The organism is Syntrophaceticus schinkii (assembly GCF_000946815.1).
Taxonomy (GTDB): domain Bacteria; phylum Bacillota; class DSM-12270; order Thermacetogeniales; family Thermacetogeniaceae; genus Syntrophaceticus; species Syntrophaceticus schinkii.
In genome coordinates, this window is the sequence record NZ_CDRZ01000020.1 from 1 (window position 1) to 24,693 (window position 24,693).

Here is a 24,693-nt window from a genome sequence, read left to right on the forward strand (position 1 = left end):
ATGGCTTGCAGCATTTGGCAGTACGGTTTATGATTTTACCTACCCGAAAAAGCTTCATACTCAGGCAGCTTTAATATGGGTACGAAGCACTTAAGGCCGATCAAGCGATTTAGGTCTTGCTTTCACCACTGATCCAAGGGTAAAGGCATATGGTTTAGTAGCCTTAGAGGATGATAAATCAGCATTCCCTGTTTATAACCCTGCGCCGCTTTTCAGAGAGGAGATTATCAAAGCTTATCCTGAAATTACGGAGCAAATGAAAAAGTTGAGTTCTCTACTTAATGATGAAACAATTATCGATTTAAACGAACAGGTTGATATCGGCAAGAAGAGTGTGGAAGAAGTGGCTAAGAACTTTTTGAAAGAAAACGGGTTGATTGATTAAAAAAAGGTATAAAAAAACACCTAGAGTTGTTGTAGAAATAAGAGATTCAGTCATTCTATAGTTCCCTGATAATACATTCAAAAATATATCACATTAAGTTCTTAGTTCTACCAGATCTCAAATGGCCCTGGTGATCATTTCCGTGCTTTTATGAGAGCCAGGGCATTATTGGTGGTTAGTCGTTGGAAAAAGAAGTTCGGTTAATACATAGGTTACACAAATGGTTCAACACATAGGTAACACTCCGGTAACACTCTATTAAAATATTCAGTGAAGTTATCCTTAGCAGGGCATAGAGATAGTTCCGCAGATTTGGAGACAGGAACGGTTGAGAGAATGCAGAAGGTGACTGGCATCATCTGGGATTTTGGGCCGCATAGTACTTTCAGCTATTTATACGGAGCGCACTTAAGTACAGAGGAGGTAAAAATGACTATCCTTGATCAATTCATGCTGCTTTTCAGGTGCCTGAGTTTGTGAAACCATATCTGCACCATTTTGTCAGTGAGCAGGAAATGGAGCTTGTTGTAAAAATGGATGGCCGGAGCCTGACCAGGGATGAGATTGCCGCATTGTTTGAAGACCATTCAATGGATGTGGACAGACTGTTGGAGCAGGCTTACCAGCGGTTTGTTGTCAACAAAGAGGAAAGGAATGGGGCACTTTATTATAGTACCGGAGACTTTTACGCCAGACTGGATGATCAGTGTAAGTTCGGAAATTATTATGTTTTGCCTCAAGAGATCCGCCGGCAACTGGACAAGTGGTGCTATGAAGAGTATCTCAAGCGGCATGATAATTTCCAATTGGTTGTAGACAATGACCCGGATTATGAAAACTGCCACAATGACCTGATTTTTTTGGAATCTGAAGTTGAGGAAATGATCGATGCGGCTGAAAAAATTATGGTATTGCCCTGCAACTGCAAAATGCTGGCAGATAACTGTGACCGGCTGAGAGAGGTCTGCCTGTTTTTTGACGACCACATCACTGACCGTTCCCACGGGAGGTACCTATCCAAAGAAGAGGCCAGGGAACTGCTGCACATGGCTGATCAAAAAGGTTTGATGCATACAGGGGGACCCTATAATTGGAGAGAAAAGGGGCTTACCGCTGTTTGCAACTGTTGTGCTGACTGCTGCTATCCCTTGCGGGCAGCTATCGGGCTTGGAACAAAGGGGAAATGGCCGAAATCCCGCTATATCGCCCAATATGACCCTGAAAAATGCAGTTTGTGCGGGCGGTGTACGAAACGCTGCCATTTTGCCGCCTTTTATTATGATGGAACAACTATCAAAAAGGGTGGCAAAGAAAAGAAGAATGTTGCCTTTAACCCCGATCTTTGTTGGGGATGTGGCCTCTGCGCCAACACCTGCCCCAATGGTGCTATTATTATGAAGGAACTTTAGTTCACCGACTACTGTCATCTAGGACTCACGTCACCATCTAGGCATAAGCCGTATTTGATTTAATGCATGCAAATACAATTTGTATCGGCGCTTTTTAAAAAACCTTAATCCCCTGTCCATTGGCTCCCTCCCCGCCTGCTCTTCGCATAAAACGCAAAAGAGAATATTTCAAGCCCAACCCCCGCATAAAAACTTTGCACCTGGAGGGGTAACCAAGGTTCTAGGCCGCATTCTTATGTCTGGCATGGTATTTGCGATATGCTACATATTATAGGAAGATGATTACATAAAGTATGCCCTGTAATGGCGGAAAAAATTAGTTTCAAACTATGATGAACAGGTTACCCCTTACTAATTATGGAGGCAATGATTATGCTGGAAAATAGTCAAGATCGATTAAAGATAAATCCTAAATATATTAAAAAGGTATATCTGGGGGAAGGAGATATTGCGATCGAGGAGTTTGTAGCCGTAGCCAGATATGAGGCGGAAGTATGTTTTTCCCAGTCTTATGAGGAAAGAGTAAAAAAATCTCGGCAGCTGGTGGAGAAAATTTTAGAAGAAAACCGGCTTATTTACGGAGTGAATACCGGTTTTGGAGATAATGTGAAACATGTGATTTCTCCAAAAGATGCGGATCTGCTTCAGAAAAATATCGTTCGCTCACATGCCTGCTCGGTGGGAGAACCTTTGGGAAAAGAACTTGTGAGAGCGATACAACTGATGGCTCTTCTGGATGCCGGGTCGGGATATTCGGGAATATCATTGGAAATATTGGAACTGATCAGAGAATTATTGAATAGAAAAATCACCCCGTATGTTCCGGGAGAAGGATCTGTGGGTTATCTGGCTATTGAGTCCCATCTGGCGTTGGTTTTATTGGGTGAGGGGCAGGCTTGGTTTCAGGGTGAATTACTGCCGGGAGCAATCGCTTTGCAGAAAGCGGGACTATCACCTATATCTTTAAAATGTAAAGAAGGCTTAAGCATTATTAATGGGACCAAATCCATTACTGGGATTGGCATTATGGCTCTTTACGATGGAATTAATGCGGCTAAAGTCATTGATGTGGCAGGAGCTTTAACATTTGAAGCTTTAAAAGGGACATTAAAAGCTTTTGACCCTCGACTCCATAGTGTCAAAAGACATACAGAGCAGCAGGGGACGGCAAGGAATATGTTAAGAATTCTTCAAGACAGTGAAATTGCGCAAAAGTTTAAAGAAGAAAAAGTTCAGGATTGTGTTAGCCTTAGGGGGATACCCCAAATTCACGGGGCAGCAAAAAGAATGCTGAAGGATGCCTTAATTAACCTAACTAACGAAATGAATTCCTGCAGCGATAATCCCATTATTTATCCCCTGGATGGAGATGGGATCGCCCTCATGGGTGTGAACCCGGAAGGTTCATATGTAGGAATCTATTGTGACAGTATCTGTATTGCCATGGGGGTTCTCGCCAAATTGTCTGAAAGAAGAATCGACAGGCTGACAAACTCACATTTCAGCGGATTACCTCCCTTTTTAGTGAAAAACCCGGGATTAAACAACGGATATATGATTGCTCAATATACAGCTGCGGGCTTGGTGGGGGATATTAAGGTTTTATCACATCCCTCAAGTGTGGACAGCATTACAACATCTGCCAACCAAGAGGATTTTGTTAGTATGGCATATTTTGCAGCTAGAAAAGCTTATCAGGTAGCAAAGAAACTTCAATACATTTTAGCCATTGAGTTAATGGTGGCAGTTCAGGGCTTAGATTTATTGAAACCTCTGCGGCCTTCTTCAGCATCTCAAGCTGTATATAATTTGATTAGGGAAAAGGTTCCTGTATTAGAGGATGATGGATATATTTATCCTGATATTGAATACATCTTCCAACTAATCAGAAAGGGCAGTATTATCGACGCTATTGAGGAAGTTGCTGGTGAGATGGAGTTTTAAAGACACCAGTGGTGCTATTATTATGGAGGAACTCTAATGGACCGAGCAAGCGATTACCGTCATTGCAGCGGAGTAGTATATCCCAGGTGTCAGGGACTCCCAGGTGACAGTTACCATCTAGAGTTTTAATTTGATGCACGCAAAAATAATTTGCGTCCCCTCTGAAAAAACCGTCTCCTGTAACTTGACTCCACCCCGCCTTTTATCGGCATAAAATGCAAAAGTGACTAGTTCAAGCCAAGCCAGGCGCAAAGAATCTTTGCGCCTGGAGGGATAACCAAGGTGTGTAAGGCGCATTCTTACGTTTGGCATGGTTTTTGCAATATGCTACATATTATAGGAAGATGATAACAAAAGGAGGCCCTGTAATGGCTGATAAGTTAGTCTCAAACTATGATGAACAGATTACTCCATCTTTAAAGTGGGTAACTGACTCACAGCTGGAACAGATTCATTATGCTACTCTGGAAGTCCTGGAGCGCACCGGAATCGTAGTCAAGCACAAGGAAGCCTTAAAGCTTTTGAAGGAAGCGGGCTGCCGGGTTCAGGGTGAGCATGTCTGGATACCTGCCTGGCTTGTGGAGGAAGCACTGCGCCTGGCACCCAAGCGAATTGCTGTGGCCAATAGGCTTGGTGAGCGTGTGCTCCCTCTGGAAAAGAATCGGGTCTACTATGGGACAGGCTCTGACCTTCCCTTTACCATTGATATAGAAACAAATGAAAGAAGGACATCCACGAAGCAGGATGTTGTAGATGCTTCTAAGGTTGTTGACGCACTCCCCAACTTTGATTTTCTGATGAGCCATGCGATTGCTTCTGAAACCAACCCTGCGGTCAGCGATCTGCACCAGTTTGAAGCCATGACCGCAAACTGCAGCAAACCCATCATCTTTACCGCACATAACCCTGAGAACACCGAAGCTCTGATTCAGATGGCTGCTGCCTGTGTGGGTGGTATAGATAACTTGATGAGCAATCCCTATATTATTCTTTATTCTGAACCCATCTCACCATTGGTACACACCCATGACGGTGTGGGCAAGATGTTTAAATGCTTTGAATATAACATACCTGTAGTATACACACCGGGGGTCCTGGCCGGGGGCACAACACCTGTTACTAAAGCGGGATGCATTACCTTGATGAATGCCGAAAGTCTTGCAGGAGTAGTGATGGCTCAGCTGAAGAAGAAAGGTGCTCCCATCATCATCGGCGGTGGTGCTACACCTATGGATATGAAGACAACCACAACCCTTTATGGTGCACCGGAGACCTTTATGAACTACGCTGTGATGACACAGCTCGCTCAGTTCTATGGGCTGCCCAATTTCACTGAAGCAGGTTGTGTCAATGCACCCCAGCCGGATATCCAGGCCGGGGCCGAAGCAGCTGTGACGATTTTGATGACACAGCTTGAGGGCTGCAACCTGGTGCATGATGTGGGTTATTTGGAAGGCGGCAAAACAGGCTACCTCCCCTTCCTGGCTATCTGTGATGACCTCATAGATATGGCCAGATATGCCGGGGCGGGAACCAGAACCTCCCCGGAACACCTGGCTGTGGACTGTATCCATGAGGTGGGACCGGGCGGTAATTACATGGGTTGTCAGCACACCTTTAAACACTTCCGGGAGGAGATCTGGAGCCCCCGCTTCTTGACCAGATATCGCTGGGAGCAGTGGTTGGCCAAGGATCAGGAGTCTCCTAATGACAGAGCCTTAGAGAAGGTCAGGGAGATCCTCGCGGATCACCAAGCGAAGGCACTGCCTGAAGGGGCTCTGGATGAAATGCGGGCGATCATCATTCGCCGCGAAAATGAATGCAAAGCTTAAGGGGGCATGTACAGATGAACTACGCAAGCAGCCATGGAGAAGGAATCGCATACCGCACTCTAACAGCAGAACAAATTCACGATATTCACAGCGCCAGTTGCCGTATTTTGGAAGAAGTAGGGGTCATTGTACACCATGATGAAGCAGCTGAACTACTAAAAAAATGGGGTGCCTATATCGATGCAGATGGTCGAACCCATATCCCAGAAGCGATGGTAAAACGGGCACTCCATACTGCCCCCTCAAGAATTACTGTATACAACAGACTGGGCGAGCCGGTGATCTGGCTGGAGAAATCCAATGTCCACTTCGGAGCGGGCTCTGATACCCTCATCTACCTGGATCCCTTTACAGGTGAGAGAAGGTCCTGGACTAGCCAGGATGTAGCGGCAGCGGTCCGGGTTGTTGATGCTCTGCCTCAGCTGGATTTTGTGATGTCGATGGGCATGTTATCTGATGTTGATATAAGAATGATCAACCGGGTTCAGTATGCCCTAATGATCAAAAACAGTGTGAAGCCCCAGGTGGTCATCGCTGAGGATGCTTCAACTGTAGCAGATATTCAGGAAATGGCCGCAGCAGCAGTGGGTGGTAAAGAGAAGCTGAAACACAGGCCGCATTTTGTTCTCTACTGTGAGCCCACATCTCCACTCCAGCTGCCCTTTGAATCTATTGATAAACTGCTGTTTGCCGCGGAGAATAAGATCCCGGTCAACTTTGCCTGTGGTGCTGTAGAAGGGGCATCAACCCCTGTTACAGTGGCAGGCACTGTTGCCCAGGCTAATGCAGAGGCGTTGTGCGGACTGGTTGTACATCAGTTGAAAAATCCCGGGGCACCGTTCCTTTATGGCTATGGTGGTTCCCCTCTGGATATGCGCAGTATGGGTGCAATTTATGCAGTACCTGAGGTTATGTTATTGCAGGGAGCACTCTGTGACCTGGGACGTTTTTACTCTCTGCCAACCTGGGGATACGCCGGCTGCAGTAGCTCCAAGGCTTTTGATGAACAGGCAGTAGTGGATGGAACCATGTTTACCCTGATGGGCGCACTGCAGGGATGCAATCTGATGCATGATGTCTTTTATATAGAATCCGGGCGCACAGGATCATTGAATTTATTAGTTCTGATGGATGAAGTGATTTCCCGGTCAAGGTTTCTGTTAAATGGTGTGAACACCACTCCCGAATATCTCGCTGTGGAAGCGGTGAAGCGGGTGGGGCCAGGAGGCAACTACCTGGGAGATCCGCATACAGCCAAACACTTCCGTGAGAAGTGGCAGCCGAGCCTGTCTGATTACAGCAGCTTCAGCAGCTGGGAAGCTGCGGGTTCCAAGAAAATGGAGGCACGGATTCAGGAGAAGCTGCGGACAATCCTGGAGGAACACAAACCAATGCCTTTGGATTCAGAAGTGGAAGCAAAAATCGATGCTGTTATTCGCAGTGCACAGGAGAGGCTTGGTATTTAAAAAATATATGATGGAACAAAGGACAACGAAACTGTCTAGATGTTAATTGATCAAACAAAATGGAGGGATTTGAGTGGCAAGCTTAAAAGAACTGGCAGACCTTGTGATCAGTGGTGACATTGAGAAGGTTGAGGCCGCAACACAGCAGCTGCTTGATGCAGGGGAAGACGCCATGAAGGTCATCAATGAAGGGTTGATTCCCGGGATCAACGAGGTTGGTGACCGCTTCAAAGAGGGGGAGATGTTTGTTCCGGAAATGATGATGTCCGCCCAGGCGATGAAAGCCGGTGTGGAACTGGCAAAAGAGAAACTCGGAGGAGCTGAAATCCCCACAGCAGGCAGGGTTATTATGGGAACAGTTGCCGGGGATCTGCACGATATAGGTAAAAACCTGGTTGCCATGATGCTTGAAAGCAGTGGCTTCAATGTGGTGGATCTCGGTGTAGATGTGGAAGCAGATAAATTTATTGCAGCTGTCAAGGAACATAATGCCCAGGTCATTGGCATGTCTGCTCTGTTGACCACTACCATGCCGGCCATGAAAGAGGTTATCGACGAACTGGAAGAGGGTGGCCTGCGGGACAGTGTGAAGGTGATGATCGGTGGGGCACCTGTTACCCAGGATTACGCAGATGAGATCGGTGCTGATGGCTATGCTGCAGATGCCGGGAATGCCATCGATTTATGCAAGCAGTTGGTATAGGGTTGGTTAGATTCAGAAGTTTTTGCTGAATCAGTATAGGAAAGCATATATTTAAACACAGCTCTAAAGGAGGCCCGACCGTTGCCTGGGAACAATAGGATAGTCCTTGGTGTAATCGGTTCTGATGTTCATGCTGTTGGCAACAAAATATTGGAGATGAGCTTTCGAGATGCTGGTTTCAAGGTGATCAATCTTGGGGTGATGGTCTCCCAGGAGGAGTTCATCCATGCTGCCATTGAGAGTGATGCCGGGGCTATCCTGGTATCTTCTCTTTATGGTCATGGTGAGATGGACTGCCGCGGGCTGAGGGAAAAATGCTGTGAAGCCGGTCTTGAGCATGTCCTGCTCTATGTCGGCGGCAACCTGGTTGTGGGGAAACGCACCTTTACAGAGGTGGATAAGCTTTTCAAAGAGATGGGCTTTGATCGTGTTTACCCTCCCGGCACCCTGCCTGAAACAGCTATTGCTGAGCTGAAGAGGGATCTGGATCTATGAAGGCACTGCTGATCGACTTTGGGAGCACCTTTACCAAGGTAACAATGGTGAACTTAGATCCCCCGGGTTTGATTGGGACATTCAGATCACCAACAACAGCTCAAACCGACCTGATGGAAGGATTGAGCAGAGCCCTGGAAGCCTTTTCTCCTGAGGAGCTTAAGGGGATTACATTGAAGAAGGCCTGCAGTTCTGCAGCCGGGGGATTGAAGATTGTGGCCATTGGCCTGGTACCGCAACTCACAGTAAAGGCGGCTCGGGAGGCAGCACTGGGTGCAGGAGCGCGGGTTATGGCAGCTTACGCTTACCAACTTACTGAATATGAACTAGAAGAAATAAGAAATTTAGAACCTGATTTGCTGCTGTTAGCCGGTGGAACAGATGGCGGAGACAGAAAAACCATCCTCGAAAATGCCGCCATGATTGCGGAATCAGATTTGTCAATTCCCGTAGTTGTTGCCGGAAATAAGGTTGCTGCCCCACAAGTGATGACTTTATTAAAAAATAAGGTATCATGTGTGGTGGTTACCGGGAATGTGATGCCAGATATCGGTGTCCTTTCTGTGGAGCCGGCACGCCAGGCGATCAGAAAACTCTATTTGGAAGAGATCACCAGGGCAAAAGGATTGGAACAGATTCAAGAAGAGGTCGGCCTGGCGATGCCCACTCCCCTTGCTGTGATGAAAGCGGGAGAGCAATTAAGTAAGGTTAGTGGAGAGGAAATTGTAATTGTCGATGTGGGTGGAGCAACAACAGATGTTCATTCATTCTCTGATAGCCGGCCGAAAAGGGGCGGCTGTATATTGAAAGGACTGCCAGAGCCTTATATTAAGCGGACTGTTGAGGGGGATCTGGGTATGCGGGTCAGCTTGAACTCCCTGCTGGAAGTGATGACCGAGGATGCCCTGCTGGCAGACATTCCCTTTGCTGTGGATGCCGGTGAGATTCGTGCTTATGCCGGAAGGGTGACCCGTGACAGGGGATCTCTGGCGTTAGATGAAAGGGAAAAGTGTTTTGACCGCACCTTTGCTGTCGCCTGTATCAGAGAAGCGCTGCGGCGCCATGCAGGAACTTTAACCGAAGCCTATACATCTGACGGTAGATTCTGGGTCCAACGGGGTAAAGATCTGACAGAAGTGGATATTTTAGTTGGAACAGGTGGTGCTTTAGTATTTGCGGATGACCCAGAAATGATAATAAGAGCTGGGTTGAGGCTGGATGGATTGGATGGCCCCCTAACCCTTACCCCCCGCCAGCCTCAGCTTTTGCTTGATCATGAATATGCAATTTACGCAGTAGGATTGTTAGCAGACTCTTATCCTGAAGTGGCTGAGGCTCTTATTCAGGAGACACTGGTACCATTGGGGAGGTGTGAATGTTGAGACTTGAGAATCGCAGGTGGGAAAAGTCTTACTTTGAGGAGGGGCGGGACTATGTCTTGAACTCCTGGTCCACCGGGCAGGAAGTTGACCTTGAGGATGCCTTCCATTTTCACAAATCCTTACCGGAGAGCAAGAGAGCATACTGCAAGCTGCGGGCAGGACAGGAGGAAAAGCGCATTTATCTCCAACCCCGCGCAGGTGTGGCCTTGCTTTCTGAGCATATAGAACTGTTATCTGAACTTGAGTCAAAGGGTGAAGCCGATTTTTTGCCGACAACCATTGATTCCTATACCCGCCAGAACCGCTATGCTGAAGCAGCCAGGGGGATTGAAGAGTCTAAAGCCGCAGGCAGGTCGCTTTTAAATGGGCTCCCTGCTGTCAATTACGGGGTGGCAAACTGCCGTAAGATCATTGATGCTGTGGGCTCTCCGGTTCAGGTCAGGCACGGCACCCCGGATGCGCGGCTGCTGGCAGAGATCACCCTGGCTGCAGGCTTCACTGATTTTGAAGGGGGAGGCATCTCTTACAATATCCCTTATGCCAAAGATGTACCGCTGGAGCGCTCACTATTTGACTGGCAGTATGTGGACCGGCTCTGTGGGTTATATGCGGAAGAGGGGATTATTATCAACCGGGAGATGTTCGGCCCTCTTACAGGCACACTGGTGCCCCCATGTATATCTCACGCCATCGGTATTATTGAAGCCCTGCTTGCTGCGGCTCAGGGGGTCAAGAGCATTGCCGTTGGCTATGGCCAGGGAGGGAATCTGTATCAGGACACAGCAGCACTGCGCACACTGGGGCGTTTAGGAAGAGATTATCTGGATCGCTATGGCTTCCAAGATGTCTTGCTGACAACGGTTTTTCACCAGTGGATGGGGGGCTTTCCCCAGGAGGAATCCCGGGCCTTAGGAGTGATTGCCTGGGGTGCTGCTACAGCGGCTTTAGCGGGTGTGAACAAGGTGATTGTCAAGACTCCCCATGAAGCTCTGGGGATACCCACAGCTGAGGCCAATATTGCGGGGCTGCTCTGTACAAGGCAGTTGATCCGGATGCTGGGTGAACAAGAGCTGGCAAAAACACCCTATCTCAAGGAAGAGGAATATATGATCGAGCGAGAAGTGGAAGAAATCATATCTAAGGTTTTTGAACTGGGAGAAGGTGACCTTGCTGTAGGAACTGTGCGCTCCTTTGAAGCCGGTGTGCTGGATATCTCCTTTGCTCCCTCCCGTTGTACGAGAGGCAGCATCATGCCTGTACGGGATAAGGATGGGGCGATCAGGTTTCTGAACACCGGAAATATCCCTTTTTCTAAAGAGATCAAGGATTTCCATCAGAAGAAGATTAAAGAGCGAGCAGATCTTGAGAAAAGGGAGCCAGGATTCAGGATGGTCATCGATGATATCTATGCCATCAGCAAAGGCAGGCTGGTGGGGAAACCGAGGTGAATGGGAGATGCGTATAGAGAAGGTTCTAGCGGCACCTGGTTTAACCGGGTTTTATTTCGATGATCAGTTGGCGATCAAAAAAGGAGCCAGGGCCGATGGGGCGGCATACACCGGTCAACCATTAACTGCTGGGTTTACAGAGGTGCGCCAGCGTGGTGAATCATTGAGTATTATGCTCTTGCTTACAGATGGGCAGGTGGCTTATGGAGACTGTGCAGCAGTTCAGTACTCCGGGGCGGATGGCCGGGATCCCCTTTTTCTGGCGGCAGATTTTATACCAATGGTAGAGAGATACCTGGCGGAAAGGTTGGAGGGCAGGGAGCTTTCATCATTTCGGGAACTGGCTGAGGAGTTCGATTCTCTTATAGGACCTGATGGGGATAGGCTGCATACCGCTCTTCGTTATGGGCTGACTCAGGCCTTGCTGCATGCTGTTGCTATCAAAGAGAAGAAGCTGATGTGTGAGATCCTTGCAAAAGAATATGATACCAGATTGGTTTTGGAGCCTGTTCCTATTTTTGCCCAAACCGGTGATGAGCGGTATACCAATGCCGATAAAGCGATCATCAAGCGGGCTGATGTGCTGCCGCATGGCCTGATCAATAATGTAGAGACAAAATTGGGGAGCAGCGGAGAGAAGCTGTATGAGTATGTGTCGTGGCTGAGGAAGCGGGTTGCAGAACTGGGGGGCGAGGATTACCGTCCCATCTTGCATATCGATGTTTACGGAACCTTAGGGCTTGCCTTTGATGACAACCTGGAGGAGATTGCTGATTATCTGGCACGCCTGGAGATAGCTGCATCTCCCTTAAGGCTGCGCATCGAAGGTCCGGTGGATATGGGCTCAAAGGAATGTCAGATAGAAGCCCTGAATAAGCTGAAGCTCCTGGTGGTCCTGAAGGGGACAAAGGTAGAGATTGTGGCTGATGAGTGGTGCAATACACTGGATGATGTGCGTGATTTTGTGGATGCGGGTGCAGGCCATATGATTCAAGTGAAGACCCCGGATCTGGGAGGCATCAACAATACGGTTGAGGCGATCCTTTATGCCAAAGCGCACGGAATGGGCGCCTACCAGGGGGGGACCTGCAACGAAACAGACCGTTCAGCCCGGGTATCTGTGCATATAGCTCTGGCCGCTCGCCCGGACCAGATGCTGGCCAAACCAGGGATGGGTGTGGATGAGGGAATGATGGTTGTCATGAATGAGATGCAGCGAACCCTCAGACTGCTAAAGATGTCGTGAGACGTGGGCGAGACGCGGGCGAGACGCGGGCGAGACGCGGGGACGGGAGCCTGTGTGAAAAAATTTTGCCTTTTTCTATCCCCACTTATGATTAAATTCCGGTTGTTTTTAGGGATAAGGGGCACCAATTACCAGCTATTTCAGTTATGCCCCCCTTTATGGCTGCTGAATTGGTGATTTTGGGAGTTATCACACAGGCTGACGGTTCTTCTGATTCAATATATATTAGAAAAGTTGTAAAATGAATGGGGAAGCGAGAGAATGTGCCCCCTGTTTTCCTTGCTTCCTCGACAAGATGTTATCAGTATTTTCAAAGGGACATTTACCGTTTCCGTGTAAATTGACAAAAGTGTGACAAAGCGGCTGTCCCCGTGTCACCCCCTGCGTCACCTGCGTCACCCGCTTCGCCCGCGGCGGACCATGCGGGCGGGGGCGGGCTAGGTTCTCAAGGCGTGACGAAAGACAATGTCTTGAAGGTGACAGGTGGTGACAGAGAACCGTCCCCCTGTCACCACCTGTCCCCAAATTGACTATCCCGTGTGGCGTGACAAAAGGACCGTCCCGCGTCACGCTTGTGTCACATAATCTTAGAAAGGAACTGATGATCTATATGAAACAGTTGACTCTGCTTTCACCGACAGCCATTCTGGGGTACGGATTTCCGGATAGTTCCTTTGAGCGCGGTCTTTCTTTTGGGCCAGATGTCATAGCTGTTGATGCCGGCTCAACGGACCCCGGACCCTATTACCTGGGTGCAGGTAAGCCTTTTGTGGCGCAGGGAGCTGTCAAAAGGGACCTGACTTACCTGCTGCGGGCAGCCAGGACTATGCGCATACCCTTGGTAATTGGTTCAGCCGGGGGGTCCGGGGCGAGGCCGCACCTGGAATGGTGCTGTGATATTATTATAGAAGTGGCGAAAGAAGAAGGAATATCCTTTCGGATGGCTGTCATCCCCGCAGATGTACCGCAGCCCTATCTGAGAGAGGCTTTGTGGGATGAGAGAATTAAACCCTTAGGACCGGTACCTGAACTGACCGAAGCAGATATCTCTGACAGCACATATTTGGTGGCACAGATGGGGATAGAGCCTTTCATCAAAGCACTTGATGGAGGCGCAGATGTTATTTTGGCCGGGCGCTCTTATGATCCCGCGGTTTTTGCCGCATTTCCCGTGTGGAAGGGTTTCAAGGAAGGGCTTGCATTACACCTGGGAAAAATCCTGGAGTGCGCTGCAATAGCGGCACTGCCTGGGAGTGGGAGCGACTGTATGGTGGGTTTCCTTGAGGAAGACCGCTTTATGGTTGAGCCGGCCAACAGAGAGCGGCGGGCTACTGTTGCTTCGGTAGCAGCACACACACTTTATGAAAAGAGCAATCCCTACCTGCTGCCAGGGCCTGGAGGAGATTTGGATCTGTATCAGACGGAGTTTACACAAGTTGCAGAACACCGGGTGGCAGTAAAGGGGAGTTCCTTCCGCCCAAAACCCTATACGGTTAAGGTGGAGGGGGCAAAAAAAGTTGGCTATCGGGTGATCACCATTGCCGGGGCACGGGATCCCCGCTTTATCGAACACCTGGATGAAATAATCGCCGGGGTTGAGGAGCGCACTGTCGGGAACTTTCAGTGGGAGAAGGGTAAATATAAGCTGATGTTTCATATTTATGGCAGGAATGGCGTGATGGGAGATCAGGAACCACATCCCAGTATGGGAAATGAGGTGGGGATAGTTATTGAGGCCCTGGCTGAAACAGAGGAACTGGCAGAAGCAGTTTTGGGTTTTGCCCGTTCGACCATGCTGCATTTCGGATTTCCAGGAAGGCTTGCTACCGCTGGAAACCTCGCCTTTCCATACTCACCTTCAGATTTCAAGGTGGGGGAGGCATATATCTTTTCGATTCATCACTTATTATCTCTGGAAAGACCGGATGAGATCTTCCCGGTGACCTTTGAGGAGGTGCGCTCATGAAATCTCTTGTAGAACTTGCCTCAGTGATCAGAACCAAGAATGCGGGGCCCTATGAACTGACCATCGATGTGATCTTCAAAGACCGGAAGATCTATGAACGGATAAAAAAGTCCAACAGTTTAGACGCCTCAGTGATCGCCAGGCTTTACGGAGTACCCGAATCTGATATAATAACAGCTATTTATTTTGACCCCGCTTGCGCCTTTAAGGCCACTATGAACAGGAAAGTGCCTTGTGGTGATTTCGGAGAGAAGGATATTTACGGGGCGCAGCAGCATGCCCCTCTGCTTGACCTTGCAGTACAGTGGGGAGATGAAGATGACTCTGATTCATGAGTATTTAATGCACGCCGTATATTTTGCCCCACGGGGAAGGAGAAGGATCCATGAGCTGGGAGCGGATCTCACCCAGCGCTATCTCTCCGCGGAAGACCTCCTCATCGGAGTGATCGGAGATGCCGGTGCCGGGAAATCCCTGCTCATCCAGGGGATGTTTCCAGGACTGGAGCTGACCAATGATGATAAGGGGATCAATGTGCGCCCTCTCTCACTCTTGAATCATGCGGAAACCGATAATTTTGAACACCATACATACCATATCGATATGCTATTTGAACTTGCTTTTTCGCAGCTTGCTGTGCTGGCTGAGGCTGTGCAAAAGGCACTGCAAGAAGGCTGCCGTGTTGTTGTGGAGCACTTTGAGCTCCTTTATCCTGTGCTGGAGAGGAATGCCCATGTCCTGGTAGGTATTGGGGAAGAGGTGATCGTCGCCAGACCTGGAATGTTTGGTCCCTTTCCCGAGGAGATTAAATCTATTGTCTACCAGTCGCTCTATTATCGCAAGATGGCACATTCAGCAGAGGATATCACCCAACAGGTACTGGAAAGAATGGGGGTTCCCCGGGCGAGTGATCACGACGATGTGCGCCGCGGTTTTATGCTCTGCCTACCCCCAGCCAGCCCCAGGCAGATCTGACCCTTGTTGAAAAACTGGTCAAGGAGATTATTGCCCAGGATCTGACCATTATTCCTGAAGGAAACAGAAGAATCAGGTTTGGCGATATGAAAATGAGGTGTACAGGCCCGCGCATCCATGTCCGCAGCACAGGTGAAATCGAAAATTTCCGGCTGTTAAAAAACTATGTTTATGACCCCCAGCGTGGTGGATATGGGATTGTAGGGATGGTAGGAGATGATCCCAAAAGCTTCTTTGCCTGAGATGCACCGGGGACGGTTCCCGGCGCATTTCTGAGGGGGATGCAAATGGGGGTTGCAATGGGGACAGATTCCTACTATATATTTTGGGTGATATGATCCAGTGTTTAAAATGTCCGAGTATGCCCCGGACAGATTACAACTATTGTATTTTGGGATAGTTAGGGCACCTTTTGTATGCCACATTGGAAGTGAGGACGTTAAACCTGGGTAGATGCCCATACTGCTTTATAGCTACACCAGCAGAGGATAAAAACAAAAGGCCGGAGTCTTATAATGCTGTGGCATTATCGATAGCAGTTCCTAATAATTTCCGACCTCCGACTGCTGGCCTCAGACATCCATTTTCAGGTAGGGGCTGGTTAGCAAATCGTTCACCGGATACACATCATAGGGAGGAGAAGGCATGGGAAAAGAGTTCAAATATGTTGGCAGTACTTTCCCTTGTGGTCACGCGGTTCGAAAGGTAACAGGAGACCTTTTATATGGTTGTGACCTGAAATTGCCCAAAATGCTCTATGCCAAACTGCTGTTAAGCACAATCCCTCATGGGATAGTTAAAAAGATCGACACCAGCAGGGCCGAAAAAGTTCCCGGAGTTGTTAAGATATTTTCGCATCTCAATGCTCCGGATAAAATGTTCAACAGCTACAGAATCATTCCTGGGCAACAGTTGTCTTTTGAAGATGAGCCCTCTTTTCCAGAAGAGTGAAATATGTAGGGGATCGGGTGGCAGCGGTTGTAGCCACCAGTTTTGCCGCTGCTATGGAAGCGGTCTCTTTGATCGATGTGGAGTATGAAGAACTTCCTGCTTTATTGACAACAGAAGCGGCTTTGGAAAATAAGGAAGCAAAGATCCAGCCCAGAGGGAATCTGGCCCATGAATATGAAGTAGATGCAGGGGAAGTTCCATCTATGGCTGATGATTGTATTATTGTAGAAAGTGAAACCCAGACCCAGAGGACTCATCATGGTGCCCTGGAGCCCCATGTTTGCATAGCTGACTACGACAGTTCAGGGAAACTTACAGTCTGGACACCTACCCAGGGTGTTTTTGGGGTAAGGACTGTACTGGCAGAACTATTCGGTCTGAGCTACAGCAAGGTGAGGGTCATCAAAATTCCCACAGGGGGCTCATTTGGAGGCAAGCAGGAGTATCTTTTTGAGCCGGTGACATCCTTTATGGCTATGGAGCTGAAACGTCCGGTGAAGCTTCTGTTGGATCGGGAGGAGTGTATTATTCATACCAGGGTCAGGCCGGCAGTTAATACCAAGATCAAGACAGTGGTGACTAAAAGTGGTAAGCTGCAGGAATTTATAGCTGACAGCACTCTTGATGCCGGAGCATTTTCCGGCAGTGCACCGGATTATGCCCGCAGCCTATCTTTAAAGGTAACAAAACTATACAGGATTCCGCATTATAAGCATACCGGACGGGCTGTTTATACAAATACCGTTAAATCCGGTGGGGCAAGAGGATGGGCGGCCCCTGAAATCATTACTGCAACTGAAGTTCACATGGATCAGGTTGCCAGAAGATTGAAGATGGACCCGGTGGAATTCAGGCTGCAAAACTTGGTACACCCCTATGATATGGATCCTGTGCTCAACCTCTCAGTAGGGGATGCCAGGGTGATCGAATGTCTGGAAAAAGGAGCAGAGGCCTTTCGCTGGAAGGAAAGGTTTTCTGACTGTGGCAAGGATCAGGGCAGGTACCGGCGGGGTGTCGGAGTTGCCTGTGGTGCCCACAAAAACGGGATGTATGGGGGTTTTGTGGACTGTACCAGTATGGTTTTGAAGATGAATGAAGATGGAAGCTTGAATTTGAATGCCTCTTTGCATGATGTGGGCTGTGGTACAACGACTGCCATGAAGATCATCGTAGCAGAGGTGTTGGATATAGACCCGGATCTGATCACTGTAACAGAAGCTGATACTGAGCTGACCGGATATGACCCCGGCTGCTATGGAAGCAGGGTGACCTACAATGTTGGGGCCTGTGCCAAAGAGACCGCGGAAATTCTTAAAGATAAAATCCTGGGGCGTGTCTCCTTTATTCTTCAAAAGCCGAAAGAATACCTGAAGGTAGAAAATGGACATGTCGTCACTATAGGAACTGATCAGCGAGGGATTTCCTACAAGGAAATTGCCGAAAAAGCCGTACAGGAGAACTATACGGATCTAAGTGTTGCCCATACCTATTACTCACCTTCTAATCCAGGATCCTATTCTGTGCAGTTTGCTGAAGTGATAGTGGACAGTGCAACAGGATTGACCAGAGTGACCGATTTTCTTGCAGTGGGTGATGTGGGGCGGGTACTGAACAGAGGGATGGTGGAAGGGCAGTTCCAGGGAGCTGTACAGATGGGAATCGGTTATGCCCTTTGTGAAGAAGTAAAGATCGATGATCAGGGAAAACCAGTCAACAACAGTTTCAAAAAGTACCATATGGTCAACGCCCCGGATATGCCAGATGTGAAGGTGCTGTTGATTGAGCATGAGGGGGATGACGGACCCTTTGGTGCAAAAAGTGTTGGAGAAATATCGGCTGTTCCCACTGCTGCTGCAGTTATTAATGCGGTCAATCATGCTTTGGGTACCTCTCTTTCAGAGTTGCCCCTGACCCCCGAGAAGATCTTAGATGCACCGGGGACGGTTCCTGGCGCATTTCTGGGGAGCAAGATGCATCGGGGATGATGCTGGGGACGCTTGACTACGTGCTGAGGACGGTCTTTTGCATTTAGCATTTAGTACATGGTGGTTTCCGGTACCGAGTGCACTGAGGGCTGGCGAGGATGGCAAGCTGTCTAGTCAAGGTCGATGATGCAGAAATTTCGGAGTAGGAATATTTCTCTGCAAAGAAAGGACCGGTGAGAATGATGCTGATCCAATTTAAAGTGAACGGAAAAAGTTATAGCATAGATGTGTGCCCTACTATGAGGCTGCTTGATCTGCTGAGGGATGAACTGGGGCTGACCGGAACAAAGGAAGGCTGTGCTGAAGGTGAATGTGGTGCCTGCACAGTAATCATAGATGGGGAGGCCGTTAACTCCTGCCTGGTTCTGGCATCCCAGGTCAGGGGAAAAGAGATCATCACTGTGGAGGGCTTGGGCGAGGATGGGAAGCTGGACATACTACAGCAGAAGTTTTTAGAGCACTCAGCAGTAGAGTGCGGCTTCTGCACACCAGGCATGCTGATGTCAGCAAAGGCACTATTAATGAAAAACCCTCATCCCACAGAGGAAGAGATACGGTTAGCCATAGCTGGGAATCTGTGCCGTTGTTCAGGGTATTCTCAAATCGTTGCAGCTGTCAAAGATGCAGCTAAAGGGTGATGCACGGGGGATGATGCACGGGGGACGGTTCCTGGTGCATTTCTGGGGAAACTTGCTGTCAGGTGACAGGGGACGGTACTGTGTCACCTTTTGAGAACCACCTGACCTCTATTTGTATCCTGATGTTGCGCTATAGAGATATGATGCTATATAGATGTCGGAAACCGGAAGTTTGCAGGGAGATCTTAACACCGGTTCTAATGACCGTTAATTTTCACAACGCTGCTGGTTTCATTTTCTGATGGTATTGTGTAATGGGGCACGGGTGTCTATCGTAAAAATAGTCAGAAACCGGAAGTCGGACATCGGAAGTTTTTAAGAACCACCTTCGCTGTTTCCATAACGTTTGACTCCGGCCTTCTGTTCCATCCTTTGATGGCGAGACTTGGTGCAGTTAGGTTCTATCCTGAACATGAATGATCAATGGAGGGTCAATCAGATGGGAAAAGCTGTCGTGCTAACTCCAGATAATTTATCAGAATTGAGAGATGCTTTAAAGCAGGCAACCCCGAAAAGTAAAATATTGGCCGGTGGCACGGACCTGGTTATGGCGATCCACAAAAACAGGATTAATCCGGATATTCTAATTGATCTCTCAGGGGTTAAGGAACTGAAATATATAAAATTAGAGGATAACCACCTCCATATCGGGGCAATGGCTACCTTTACGCAAATAAAAGAAAGTGAGTCTGTAAGGAAACACGCTCTCTGTCTGGCGGAGTCCGCAGTTCTTGTGGGGTCGAACCAGATCCGCAATGCGGGTACCATCGGAGGCAATATCGGTAATGCTTCTCCGGCAGGAGATACAATTCCTGCTCTGATGGCTCTGGAGGCCAGGGCCAGGATTATGAACAGCTCAGGGCAAGTGGAAGAAAAAGATTTAAATGAGATAATAACCGGGTCAGGGAAGACAAGCTTAGGATGTGACCAGGTGATCACAGAGATAATCATCCCTGTCCTCGGTGATGCTTATAGAAGCACTTTTGCCAAGCTCGGCTCAAGAACAGCAGTGACCATTGCCAGGCTGAACATTGCACTGGTAATGAAGTATGACGATACAGCCAACACCATCTCAGATGTGAGGGTTGGGCTTGGGGCTATCGGAGTCAAGGCCTTCCGGGACAGGCGGGTGGAAGGAATACTCAATGGCCGAAAAGCGGATGAGCATTTAGCTGAAGTGTTTGCTGAAGAACTGTCTGTGACTGTACAAATGGCTATTCCCGGGAGGTATTCGCTTCCTTATAAAAAAGAAGCGATCAAGGGACTGGCTCGTGATGCCTGGAGACAGTTGTTTTCGCGGTTGGTAATTTAGTGGTTGGTGGTTGGTCGTTGGAAAAAGGATGTTCGCGTGAGACGCGTGCATGGAGTGCATGTTACAGAAATGCGCCAGGAACCGTCCCCAGTGCATTTCTGAATTAAAAGAAATAGGTGCAATCAATGTACTACCAAACAGGAGTTTTGCTCGTTCTAATAGCTGGAGTCTGTTACGGCTTTATCCCTATTTTTTCTCTCTATGCCTATGAGGAAGGGCTTGGCGTTATAGATTTTAATTTTTTACCGGTTTTTAGTGGCAACCATTCGTTTTTTTTCTTTACTTGATTGCGCGAGGGATAAAGATCCGGTTAAACCGGAACCAGGTCTTCCGGTTGTTTATTCTTGGCGGTGTGCTTAATCTTCTGCAGTCGATCTTTTTTGTTTCCGCAGTGAAGTATATCTCCGCGGGTTTGACCACACTGCTGTTTTTTACACACCCCATGCTGGTGGCGGTTTTCTCCTATTGCGAAGGTGTGAAGCTCTCACGGGGAACTGTTGCGGCGATCTTTATTTCTTTTGGAGGACTGGCGCTGGTGCTCGGCACCTCTTTCGGGAATGTAAGTATCCTTGGTATTGCTTTATCTCTTGCTGCATCTGTTATTTATGCCACTTTTATTGTTCTGGGTAACAGGGTAGTAGAAGATGTGAACCCAGCGGTGATGTGCACATTTGTTTCTTTATTCACTATTGTAACGCTATTTCCGCTGGCTATGATTAATGGCGGATTGGGGCTTCCTTCGACTCTTAAGGGTTGGTTTGTAACCGCGGGTTGTGGGGTTGTTGGCTCAACTATACCCTTTGTTGCCTTTTTTGCAGGGATCACAGTTGTTGGTGCCACTACTGCTTCGATTATCGCCAACGCAGAACCTGTAACTGCTGTGATTTTATCGGCACTGCTTTTCTCCCAGCATTTAACCGGGATGCAGCTTTTAGGAGGTGTGCTGATTCTTGCGGGAGGCACCATAGCTGTGCTGGCCAAGAAGCGTATAGTAAAAGGGGCTTCACCGTGATCTATTCAAGCCATTTGCGCTCTTCCCGAATAGTAATAACATGTGCGGGTTACTAAAAATAATATTGCTCAGTTTTAGCAGGAGCTACACAGCGCCGTTGCAGCAGTAGTATTTACTATTGTTTCTCTTTTGACTCAGAAGCTCGATGTCCCTGGATAACAGGAAGTATTTATGGTGTTTATTGGTTTGTCCTGTTTGTTTTGCTGTCTCCTGGTTTTCTGTTAAATGAGGGGACACTTTGCTAAAATAGAAGCGGGGACCAGGAGTGGCCGAATAGTTGTGTAAACAGGGAAGGGTCTCGTGTCCTACGCTTCTACCCTCTTGATGGGTGCACTGGAACGGCTAATAAACATCTTCGGTCGCACTGACGACCCCCGCCAGATATCTTAAGTGAGGCCATGTGGTTTAATGTAGTTAATAACTTCTAAGGGTGATTGTATTGCGGGAGATCGCTGCTCATTTGATTACAGATAAGATTGCTCAGTTATGCCAGGAGGCCAATTTTGACCTTCCTTCCGCTGTCTGGGATGCGCTCCAGAAGGCACAGGATGTGGAGGAATCACCTCAGGGGAAGCGTATCCTGGGTGAGCTCTGTGAAAACGCCCGGATTGCAAGAGAAGAGCGTGTCCCCTTGTGTCAGGATACAGGGATGGCCCTGGTTTTTGTGGAGATCGGTCAGGATGTGCATGTGACAGATGGCTCCCTGACAGAGGCTATCAACGCTGGTGTCGCCCGGGGGTATTACAGATGGATATCTGCGCAAATCCGTTGTTGCTGGTCCTTTGCAGCGCACAAATACAGGGGATAACACCCCGGCTGTGATCTACTATGATGTTGTACCGGGGGAAACCTTGCGCATTACTGTGATGCCCAAGGGTTTCGGGAGTGAGAACTGTACAGCCCTGGGGATGCTCAAGCCGGCTGATGGTCTGGATGGAGTAAAAAGATTTGTGATAGATGCCGTTGACAAGGCCGGCCCTAACCCCTGCCCACCTGTAACTGTGGGTGTGGGAATTGGAGGAACCTCTGATAAGGCGCTGTTGCTGGCGAAACGCGCCCTCCTGCGTGATCCAGAATCATCTCATCCGAACCCTGAGATTGAGGGGCTAGAGAAAGAACTGCTGGATGCCATCAACAACCTGGGTTATGGCCCCGGGGGGCTGGGGGGGAGGGTAACAGCACTGGCAGTGCACATCGAAACCTACCCTACACATATTGCCGGCCTTCCAGTAGCGGTTTGCCTCAATTGTCATGCTGCGCGGCATAAGACCTGGGAGTGGATGGATGCACTGGGGACGGTTCCTGGCGCATTTCTGTAATAATGTCATAGCGAAGGCCAGGCATGCGCTGTTACTCCTAGGGACATAAACAGCCTGGCTGTGGCAGGTGGCACTCAAAGCAGGATTAGATCAAAACCTGTTACTCCTAAGGACATCAACAAAAGGAGAACATGCTAGTTTGGGGACAATGGAACCGTCAGGTTTGTCAAAGGTGCTCCTGGGTATTCAGTGCTGACGCATCAAATATCGCTGCAAACTGTAACGAATGCTGAGTTCCAGCGCCGGGTAGCTGGTGCTGACACATCAAAAATTGCCTCAAACCTGGTCTGCTTAAAATCAAGATAGGTAATTTATGCGATATAAATTGTGGCGCAGTTACTCAAACGTCTTATTCAGCACTATGTTGGTGACTCATGCGTCAGTTCTGTTAGGTATGAAAGCCGTAATATCTGGTTTCGATCACTTGGTAAGAGCATGAGTTAGGAATTGCAGCAGAGGAACGAGATGGATTACACCAGTGGGCAGCCAGTGGGAAGTGTACTGGGGAATGGGACACTGGGCAAGTGAGGCGGTGAGTGAGATGGATCATGATAATGGGCAACAGCAGTTGGAATGGATTCAGGTGCCCTTTGCCGAAGGGGTATCCAGAGAACTTCGAGCAGGCCAAAGACTGCTCCTTTCCGGAGTGATCTACGGTGCGCGGGATCAGGCTCATCTGCGCTTTGTAGAGGATTTGGATCACAAGAACCGTCCCCCTGATCCACCGGTGGATCTGCGCGGACAGGTGATCTATTATGTGGGGCCAACTCCACCGCCGCCAGGTCGTCCCTGTGGTGCAGCCGGTCCCACTACCAGCGGGCGTATGGACAAATATACCCCGCGGATGCTGGAGTATGGTGTGAGGGGTTTGATCGGCAAAGGGAAGAGATCCGCGGAGGTGATCGGTGCTATAAAAAAACACGGCGCTGTTTACCTGGCAGTTACAGGTGGAGCAGGAGCCTTGATCGGGCGCTGCATCAAAGAGATGAAGGTGGTCGCCTATCCGGATCTGGGGCCTGAGGCTGTCTACCGCATCACAGTTGAGAATTTCCCGGTAACTGTGGCCATCGACAGCAGAGGGGATGACCTCTATAAATCGGGGCCAGCTCAGTACCGCAGAAATGCACCGGGTGCACCGGGGACGGTTCCTGGCGCATTTCTGTAATAATGTCATAGCGAAGGCCAGGCATGCGCTGTTACTCCTAAAGGACATAAACAAAGGTTTATGGTGACAGTCACCAACTTAAGTGACGCAACCTGTATATACAAATATGGCATTATGGTGACAGTCACCAAAAATACCACTGTGTCCAGGATTCCGAAGCCGGTCAGGATTATGCGCCAGGTTTAGTGCGAGTTCAACCAAGCTCCATGAAAGCGCAAAAGCGCCCTGAAACATATTTTTTGGGTAAGATATTAAGTGAGTTATGGGTAGTTTGTTATTGACCCAACAGTGATATTATAATTGAGATAGGAGGTTGTTGTCTGTGGATGCAATGGAAGCCATTTTCACGAGAAGAAGCATTAGGAGGTACGCCGCGGAGCCAGTACCGGAAGATGTGGTCAAGCAACTGCTGGAGGCCGCTATGTATGCCCCCTCAGCCCACAATCAGCAGCCATGGCAATTTGTGGTGATTCAGGACCGGCAGACTTTGGATAGGATGCCTGATTTTCATCCCTATTCCACTATGCTCAAATCCGCGCCTTTAGCCATTCTTGTCTGCGGGGACAGCAGTTGTTTAAAATCGCCTTACTTCTGGCCGCAGGACTGTGCTGCCGCTACCCAGAATATTCTGCTCGCTGCCAGAGCACTTGGATTGGGTACAGTATGGATGGGGGTCTATCCCAAAGAACCCCTTATTGATGGGATGCGTACCCTCTTCGGGATGCCCGAGCAGATTATCCCTTTTTCCCTGATAGCAGTAGGATATCCAGCGGAAGAAAAGCCCCGCCCGGACCGCTTTGATGAGCAGAGGATTCACTACGACCGCTGGTAAGGGGAGATGCACTGGGGACGGGAGCGACCAAGCCAGGTCGTGACACTCAGTGGGTGGGAATCCCACCGGGCAAGGTTTAGCCAACCACCCGTAGCCAGCCTTGGAGCATAGCTGGTAACAGCTATGTTTAAGCGTAGGCAGGCGAGACAGCGGGCCGAAAGCCGCAAGGTTGAAGGGATTGAGCTTCGAAATAGTGCGAGATGGGAAGGCCGATTCATTCCGTCCTGA

The 24,693-nt window shown here is 48.8% G+C and carries 19 protein-coding genes and 3 pseudogenes; all 22 read left to right on the forward strand.

The window, feature by feature from the left end; genetic code table 11:
* Positions 1–118: 118 nt before the first annotated feature.
* Positions 119–385 (forward strand): annotated as a pseudogene (locus tag SSCH_RS17175) (glycine betaine ABC transporter substrate-binding protein); the annotation flags it as partial.
* 476 nt (positions 386–861) lie between these two features.
* The gene (locus tag SSCH_RS01715) at positions 862–1,794 is read left to right on the forward strand and encodes a 4Fe-4S binding protein (protein WP_052835191.1); all 933 of its coding nucleotides are present in this window, start codon (positions 862–864) and stop codon (positions 1,792–1,794) included.
* A gap of 372 nt (positions 1,795–2,166) precedes the next feature.
* Positions 2,167–3,738, forward strand: a complete 1,572-nt coding sequence (locus SSCH_RS01720) for an HAL/PAL/TAL family ammonia-lyase (protein WP_198142086.1) — start codon at positions 2,167–2,169, stop codon at positions 3,736–3,738.
* A 368-nt stretch (positions 3,739–4,106) separates the two neighbouring features.
* The gene (locus SSCH_RS01730; RefSeq protein WP_044663965.1) at positions 4,107–5,570 is read left to right on the forward strand and encodes a trimethylamine methyltransferase family protein; all 1,464 of its coding nucleotides are present in this window, start codon (positions 4,107–4,109) and stop codon (positions 5,568–5,570) included.
* A gap of 14 nt (positions 5,571–5,584) precedes the next feature.
* On the forward strand, positions 5,585–7,036 hold the full coding sequence (locus tag SSCH_RS01735; protein ID WP_044663966.1) for a trimethylamine methyltransferase family protein: 1,452 nt from the start codon (positions 5,585–5,587) through the stop codon (positions 7,034–7,036).
* 73 nt (positions 7,037–7,109) lie between these two features.
* Positions 7,110–7,739, forward strand: a complete 630-nt coding sequence (locus SSCH_RS01740) for a corrinoid protein (RefSeq protein ID WP_044663967.1) — start codon at positions 7,110–7,112, stop codon at positions 7,737–7,739.
* An 81-nt stretch (positions 7,740–7,820) separates the two neighbouring features.
* On the forward strand, positions 7,821–8,234 hold the full coding sequence (gene glmS, locus SSCH_RS01745) for a methylaspartate mutase subunit S (RefSeq protein ID WP_044663968.1): 414 nt from the start codon (positions 7,821–7,823) through the stop codon (positions 8,232–8,234).
* Entirely contained in the window at positions 8,231–9,616 is a 1,386-nt protein-coding gene (glmL, locus tag SSCH_RS01750) for a methylaspartate mutase accessory protein GlmL (protein ID WP_044663969.1), read from the forward strand. The genes glmS and glmL overlap by 4 nt, the downstream gene beginning before the upstream one ends.
* Positions 9,610–11,064, forward strand: a complete 1,455-nt coding sequence (locus tag SSCH_RS01755) for a methylaspartate mutase subunit E (protein WP_232294149.1) — start codon at positions 9,610–9,612, stop codon at positions 11,062–11,064. Before glmL ends, SSCH_RS01755 begins: the two co-directional genes overlap by 7 nt.
* A 7-nt stretch (positions 11,065–11,071) precedes the next feature.
* On the forward strand, positions 11,072–12,310 hold the full coding sequence (locus tag SSCH_RS01760) for a methylaspartate ammonia-lyase (RefSeq protein ID WP_044663973.1): 1,239 nt from the start codon (positions 11,072–11,074) through the stop codon (positions 12,308–12,310).
* Positions 12,311–12,884: 574 nt separating this feature from the next.
* On the forward strand, positions 12,885–14,276 hold the full coding sequence (locus SSCH_RS01765; protein WP_232294150.1) for an acyclic terpene utilization AtuA family protein: 1,392 nt from the start codon (positions 12,885–12,887) through the stop codon (positions 14,274–14,276).
* The gene (locus tag SSCH_RS01770; protein ID WP_044663971.1) at positions 14,273–14,611 is read left to right on the forward strand and encodes a DUF4387 domain-containing protein; all 339 of its coding nucleotides are present in this window, start codon (positions 14,273–14,275) and stop codon (positions 14,609–14,611) included. The genes SSCH_RS01765 and SSCH_RS01770 overlap by 4 nt, the downstream gene beginning before the upstream one ends.
* Positions 14,595–15,251, forward strand: coding sequence for a hypothetical protein (locus tag SSCH_RS01775; protein ID WP_232294151.1), 657 nt, complete (start codon positions 14,595–14,597; stop codon positions 15,249–15,251). The genes SSCH_RS01770 and SSCH_RS01775 overlap by 17 nt, the downstream gene beginning before the upstream one ends.
* A gap of 86 nt (positions 15,252–15,337) precedes the next feature.
* Entirely contained in the window at positions 15,338–15,493 is a 156-nt protein-coding gene (locus SSCH_RS19775; RefSeq protein WP_232294152.1) for a hypothetical protein, read from the forward strand.
* Between the two features lie 403 nt (positions 15,494–15,896).
* On the forward strand, positions 15,897–16,202 hold the full coding sequence (locus tag SSCH_RS18680) for a hypothetical protein (protein ID WP_198142087.1): 306 nt from the start codon (positions 15,897–15,899) through the stop codon (positions 16,200–16,202).
* The gene (locus SSCH_RS01780; protein ID WP_198142088.1) at positions 16,199–18,187 is read left to right on the forward strand and encodes a xanthine dehydrogenase family protein molybdopterin-binding subunit; all 1,989 of its coding nucleotides are present in this window, start codon (positions 16,199–16,201) and stop codon (positions 18,185–18,187) included. Before SSCH_RS18680 ends, SSCH_RS01780 begins: the two co-directional genes overlap by 4 nt.
* Before the next feature lie 182 nt (positions 18,188–18,369).
* Complete coding sequence (locus SSCH_RS01785) at positions 18,370–18,825, forward strand: (2Fe-2S)-binding protein (protein WP_044663975.1); 456 nt, start codon at positions 18,370–18,372, stop codon at positions 18,823–18,825.
* 439 nt (positions 18,826–19,264) lie between these two features.
* Positions 19,265–20,137 carry an FAD binding domain-containing protein gene (locus SSCH_RS01790; protein WP_044663972.1) on the forward strand — a complete coding sequence of 291 codons (873 nt, stop codon included), beginning with the start codon at positions 19,265–19,267 and terminating at the stop codon, positions 20,135–20,137.
* A 280-nt stretch (positions 20,138–20,417) separates the two neighbouring features.
* Positions 20,418–21,149, forward strand: a pseudogene (locus SSCH_RS01795) (EamA family transporter); the annotation flags it as partial.
* A 439-nt stretch (positions 21,150–21,588) separates the two neighbouring features.
* Positions 21,589–22,468 (forward strand): annotated as a pseudogene (locus tag SSCH_RS01800) (fumarate hydratase).
* A 541-nt stretch (positions 22,469–23,009) separates the two neighbouring features.
* Complete coding sequence (locus SSCH_RS01805; RefSeq protein WP_044663976.1) at positions 23,010–23,633, forward strand: FumA C-terminus/TtdB family hydratase beta subunit; 624 nt, start codon at positions 23,010–23,012, stop codon at positions 23,631–23,633.
* Positions 23,634–23,964: 331 nt separating this feature from the next.
* Positions 23,965–24,465 (forward strand): nitroreductase family protein, encoded by a 501-nt coding sequence (locus SSCH_RS01810; RefSeq protein ID WP_044663977.1) that lies wholly within the window; start codon positions 23,965–23,967, stop codon positions 24,463–24,465.
* Positions 24,466–24,693: the final 228 nt, after the last annotated feature.

What these genes read in the sequence shown, in the direction of transcription:
- SSCH_RS01720 (WP_198142086.1), top strand. Translation starts at nt 2,167, where the DNA reads ATGCTGGAAAATAGTCAAGATCGATTAAAGATAAATCCTAAATATATT.
- SSCH_RS01730 (WP_044663965.1), top strand. Translation starts at nt 4,107, where the DNA reads ATGGCTGATAAGTTAGTCTCAAACTATGATGAACAGATTACTCCATCT.
- SSCH_RS01735 (WP_044663966.1), top strand. Translation starts at nt 5,585, where the DNA reads ATGAACTACGCAAGCAGCCATGGAGAAGGAATCGCATACCGCACTCTA.
- glmL (WP_044663969.1), top strand. Translation starts at nt 8,231, where the DNA reads ATGAAGGCACTGCTGATCGACTTTGGGAGCACCTTTACCAAGGTAACA.
- SSCH_RS01755 (WP_232294149.1), top strand. Translation starts at nt 9,610, where the DNA reads ATGTTGAGACTTGAGAATCGCAGGTGGGAAAAGTCTTACTTTGAGGAG.
- SSCH_RS01760 (WP_044663973.1), top strand. Translation starts at nt 11,072, where the DNA reads ATGCGTATAGAGAAGGTTCTAGCGGCACCTGGTTTAACCGGGTTTTAT.
- SSCH_RS01770 (WP_044663971.1), top strand. Translation starts at nt 14,273, where the DNA reads ATGAAATCTCTTGTAGAACTTGCCTCAGTGATCAGAACCAAGAATGCG.
- SSCH_RS01775 (WP_232294151.1), top strand. Translation starts at nt 14,595, where the DNA reads ATGACTCTGATTCATGAGTATTTAATGCACGCCGTATATTTTGCCCCA.
- SSCH_RS19775 (WP_232294152.1), top strand. Translation starts at nt 15,338, where the DNA reads ATGAAAATGAGGTGTACAGGCCCGCGCATCCATGTCCGCAGCACAGGT.
- SSCH_RS18680 (WP_198142087.1), top strand. Translation starts at nt 15,897, where the DNA reads ATGGGAAAAGAGTTCAAATATGTTGGCAGTACTTTCCCTTGTGGTCAC.
- SSCH_RS01785 (WP_044663975.1), top strand. Translation starts at nt 18,370, where the DNA reads ATGCTGATCCAATTTAAAGTGAACGGAAAAAGTTATAGCATAGATGTG.
- SSCH_RS01790 (WP_044663972.1), top strand. Translation starts at nt 19,265, where the DNA reads ATGGGAAAAGCTGTCGTGCTAACTCCAGATAATTTATCAGAATTGAGA.
- SSCH_RS01805 (WP_044663976.1), top strand. Translation starts at nt 23,010, where the DNA reads ATGGATCATGATAATGGGCAACAGCAGTTGGAATGGATTCAGGTGCCC.
- SSCH_RS01810 (WP_044663977.1), top strand. Translation starts at nt 23,965, where the DNA reads ATGGAAGCCATTTTCACGAGAAGAAGCATTAGGAGGTACGCCGCGGAG.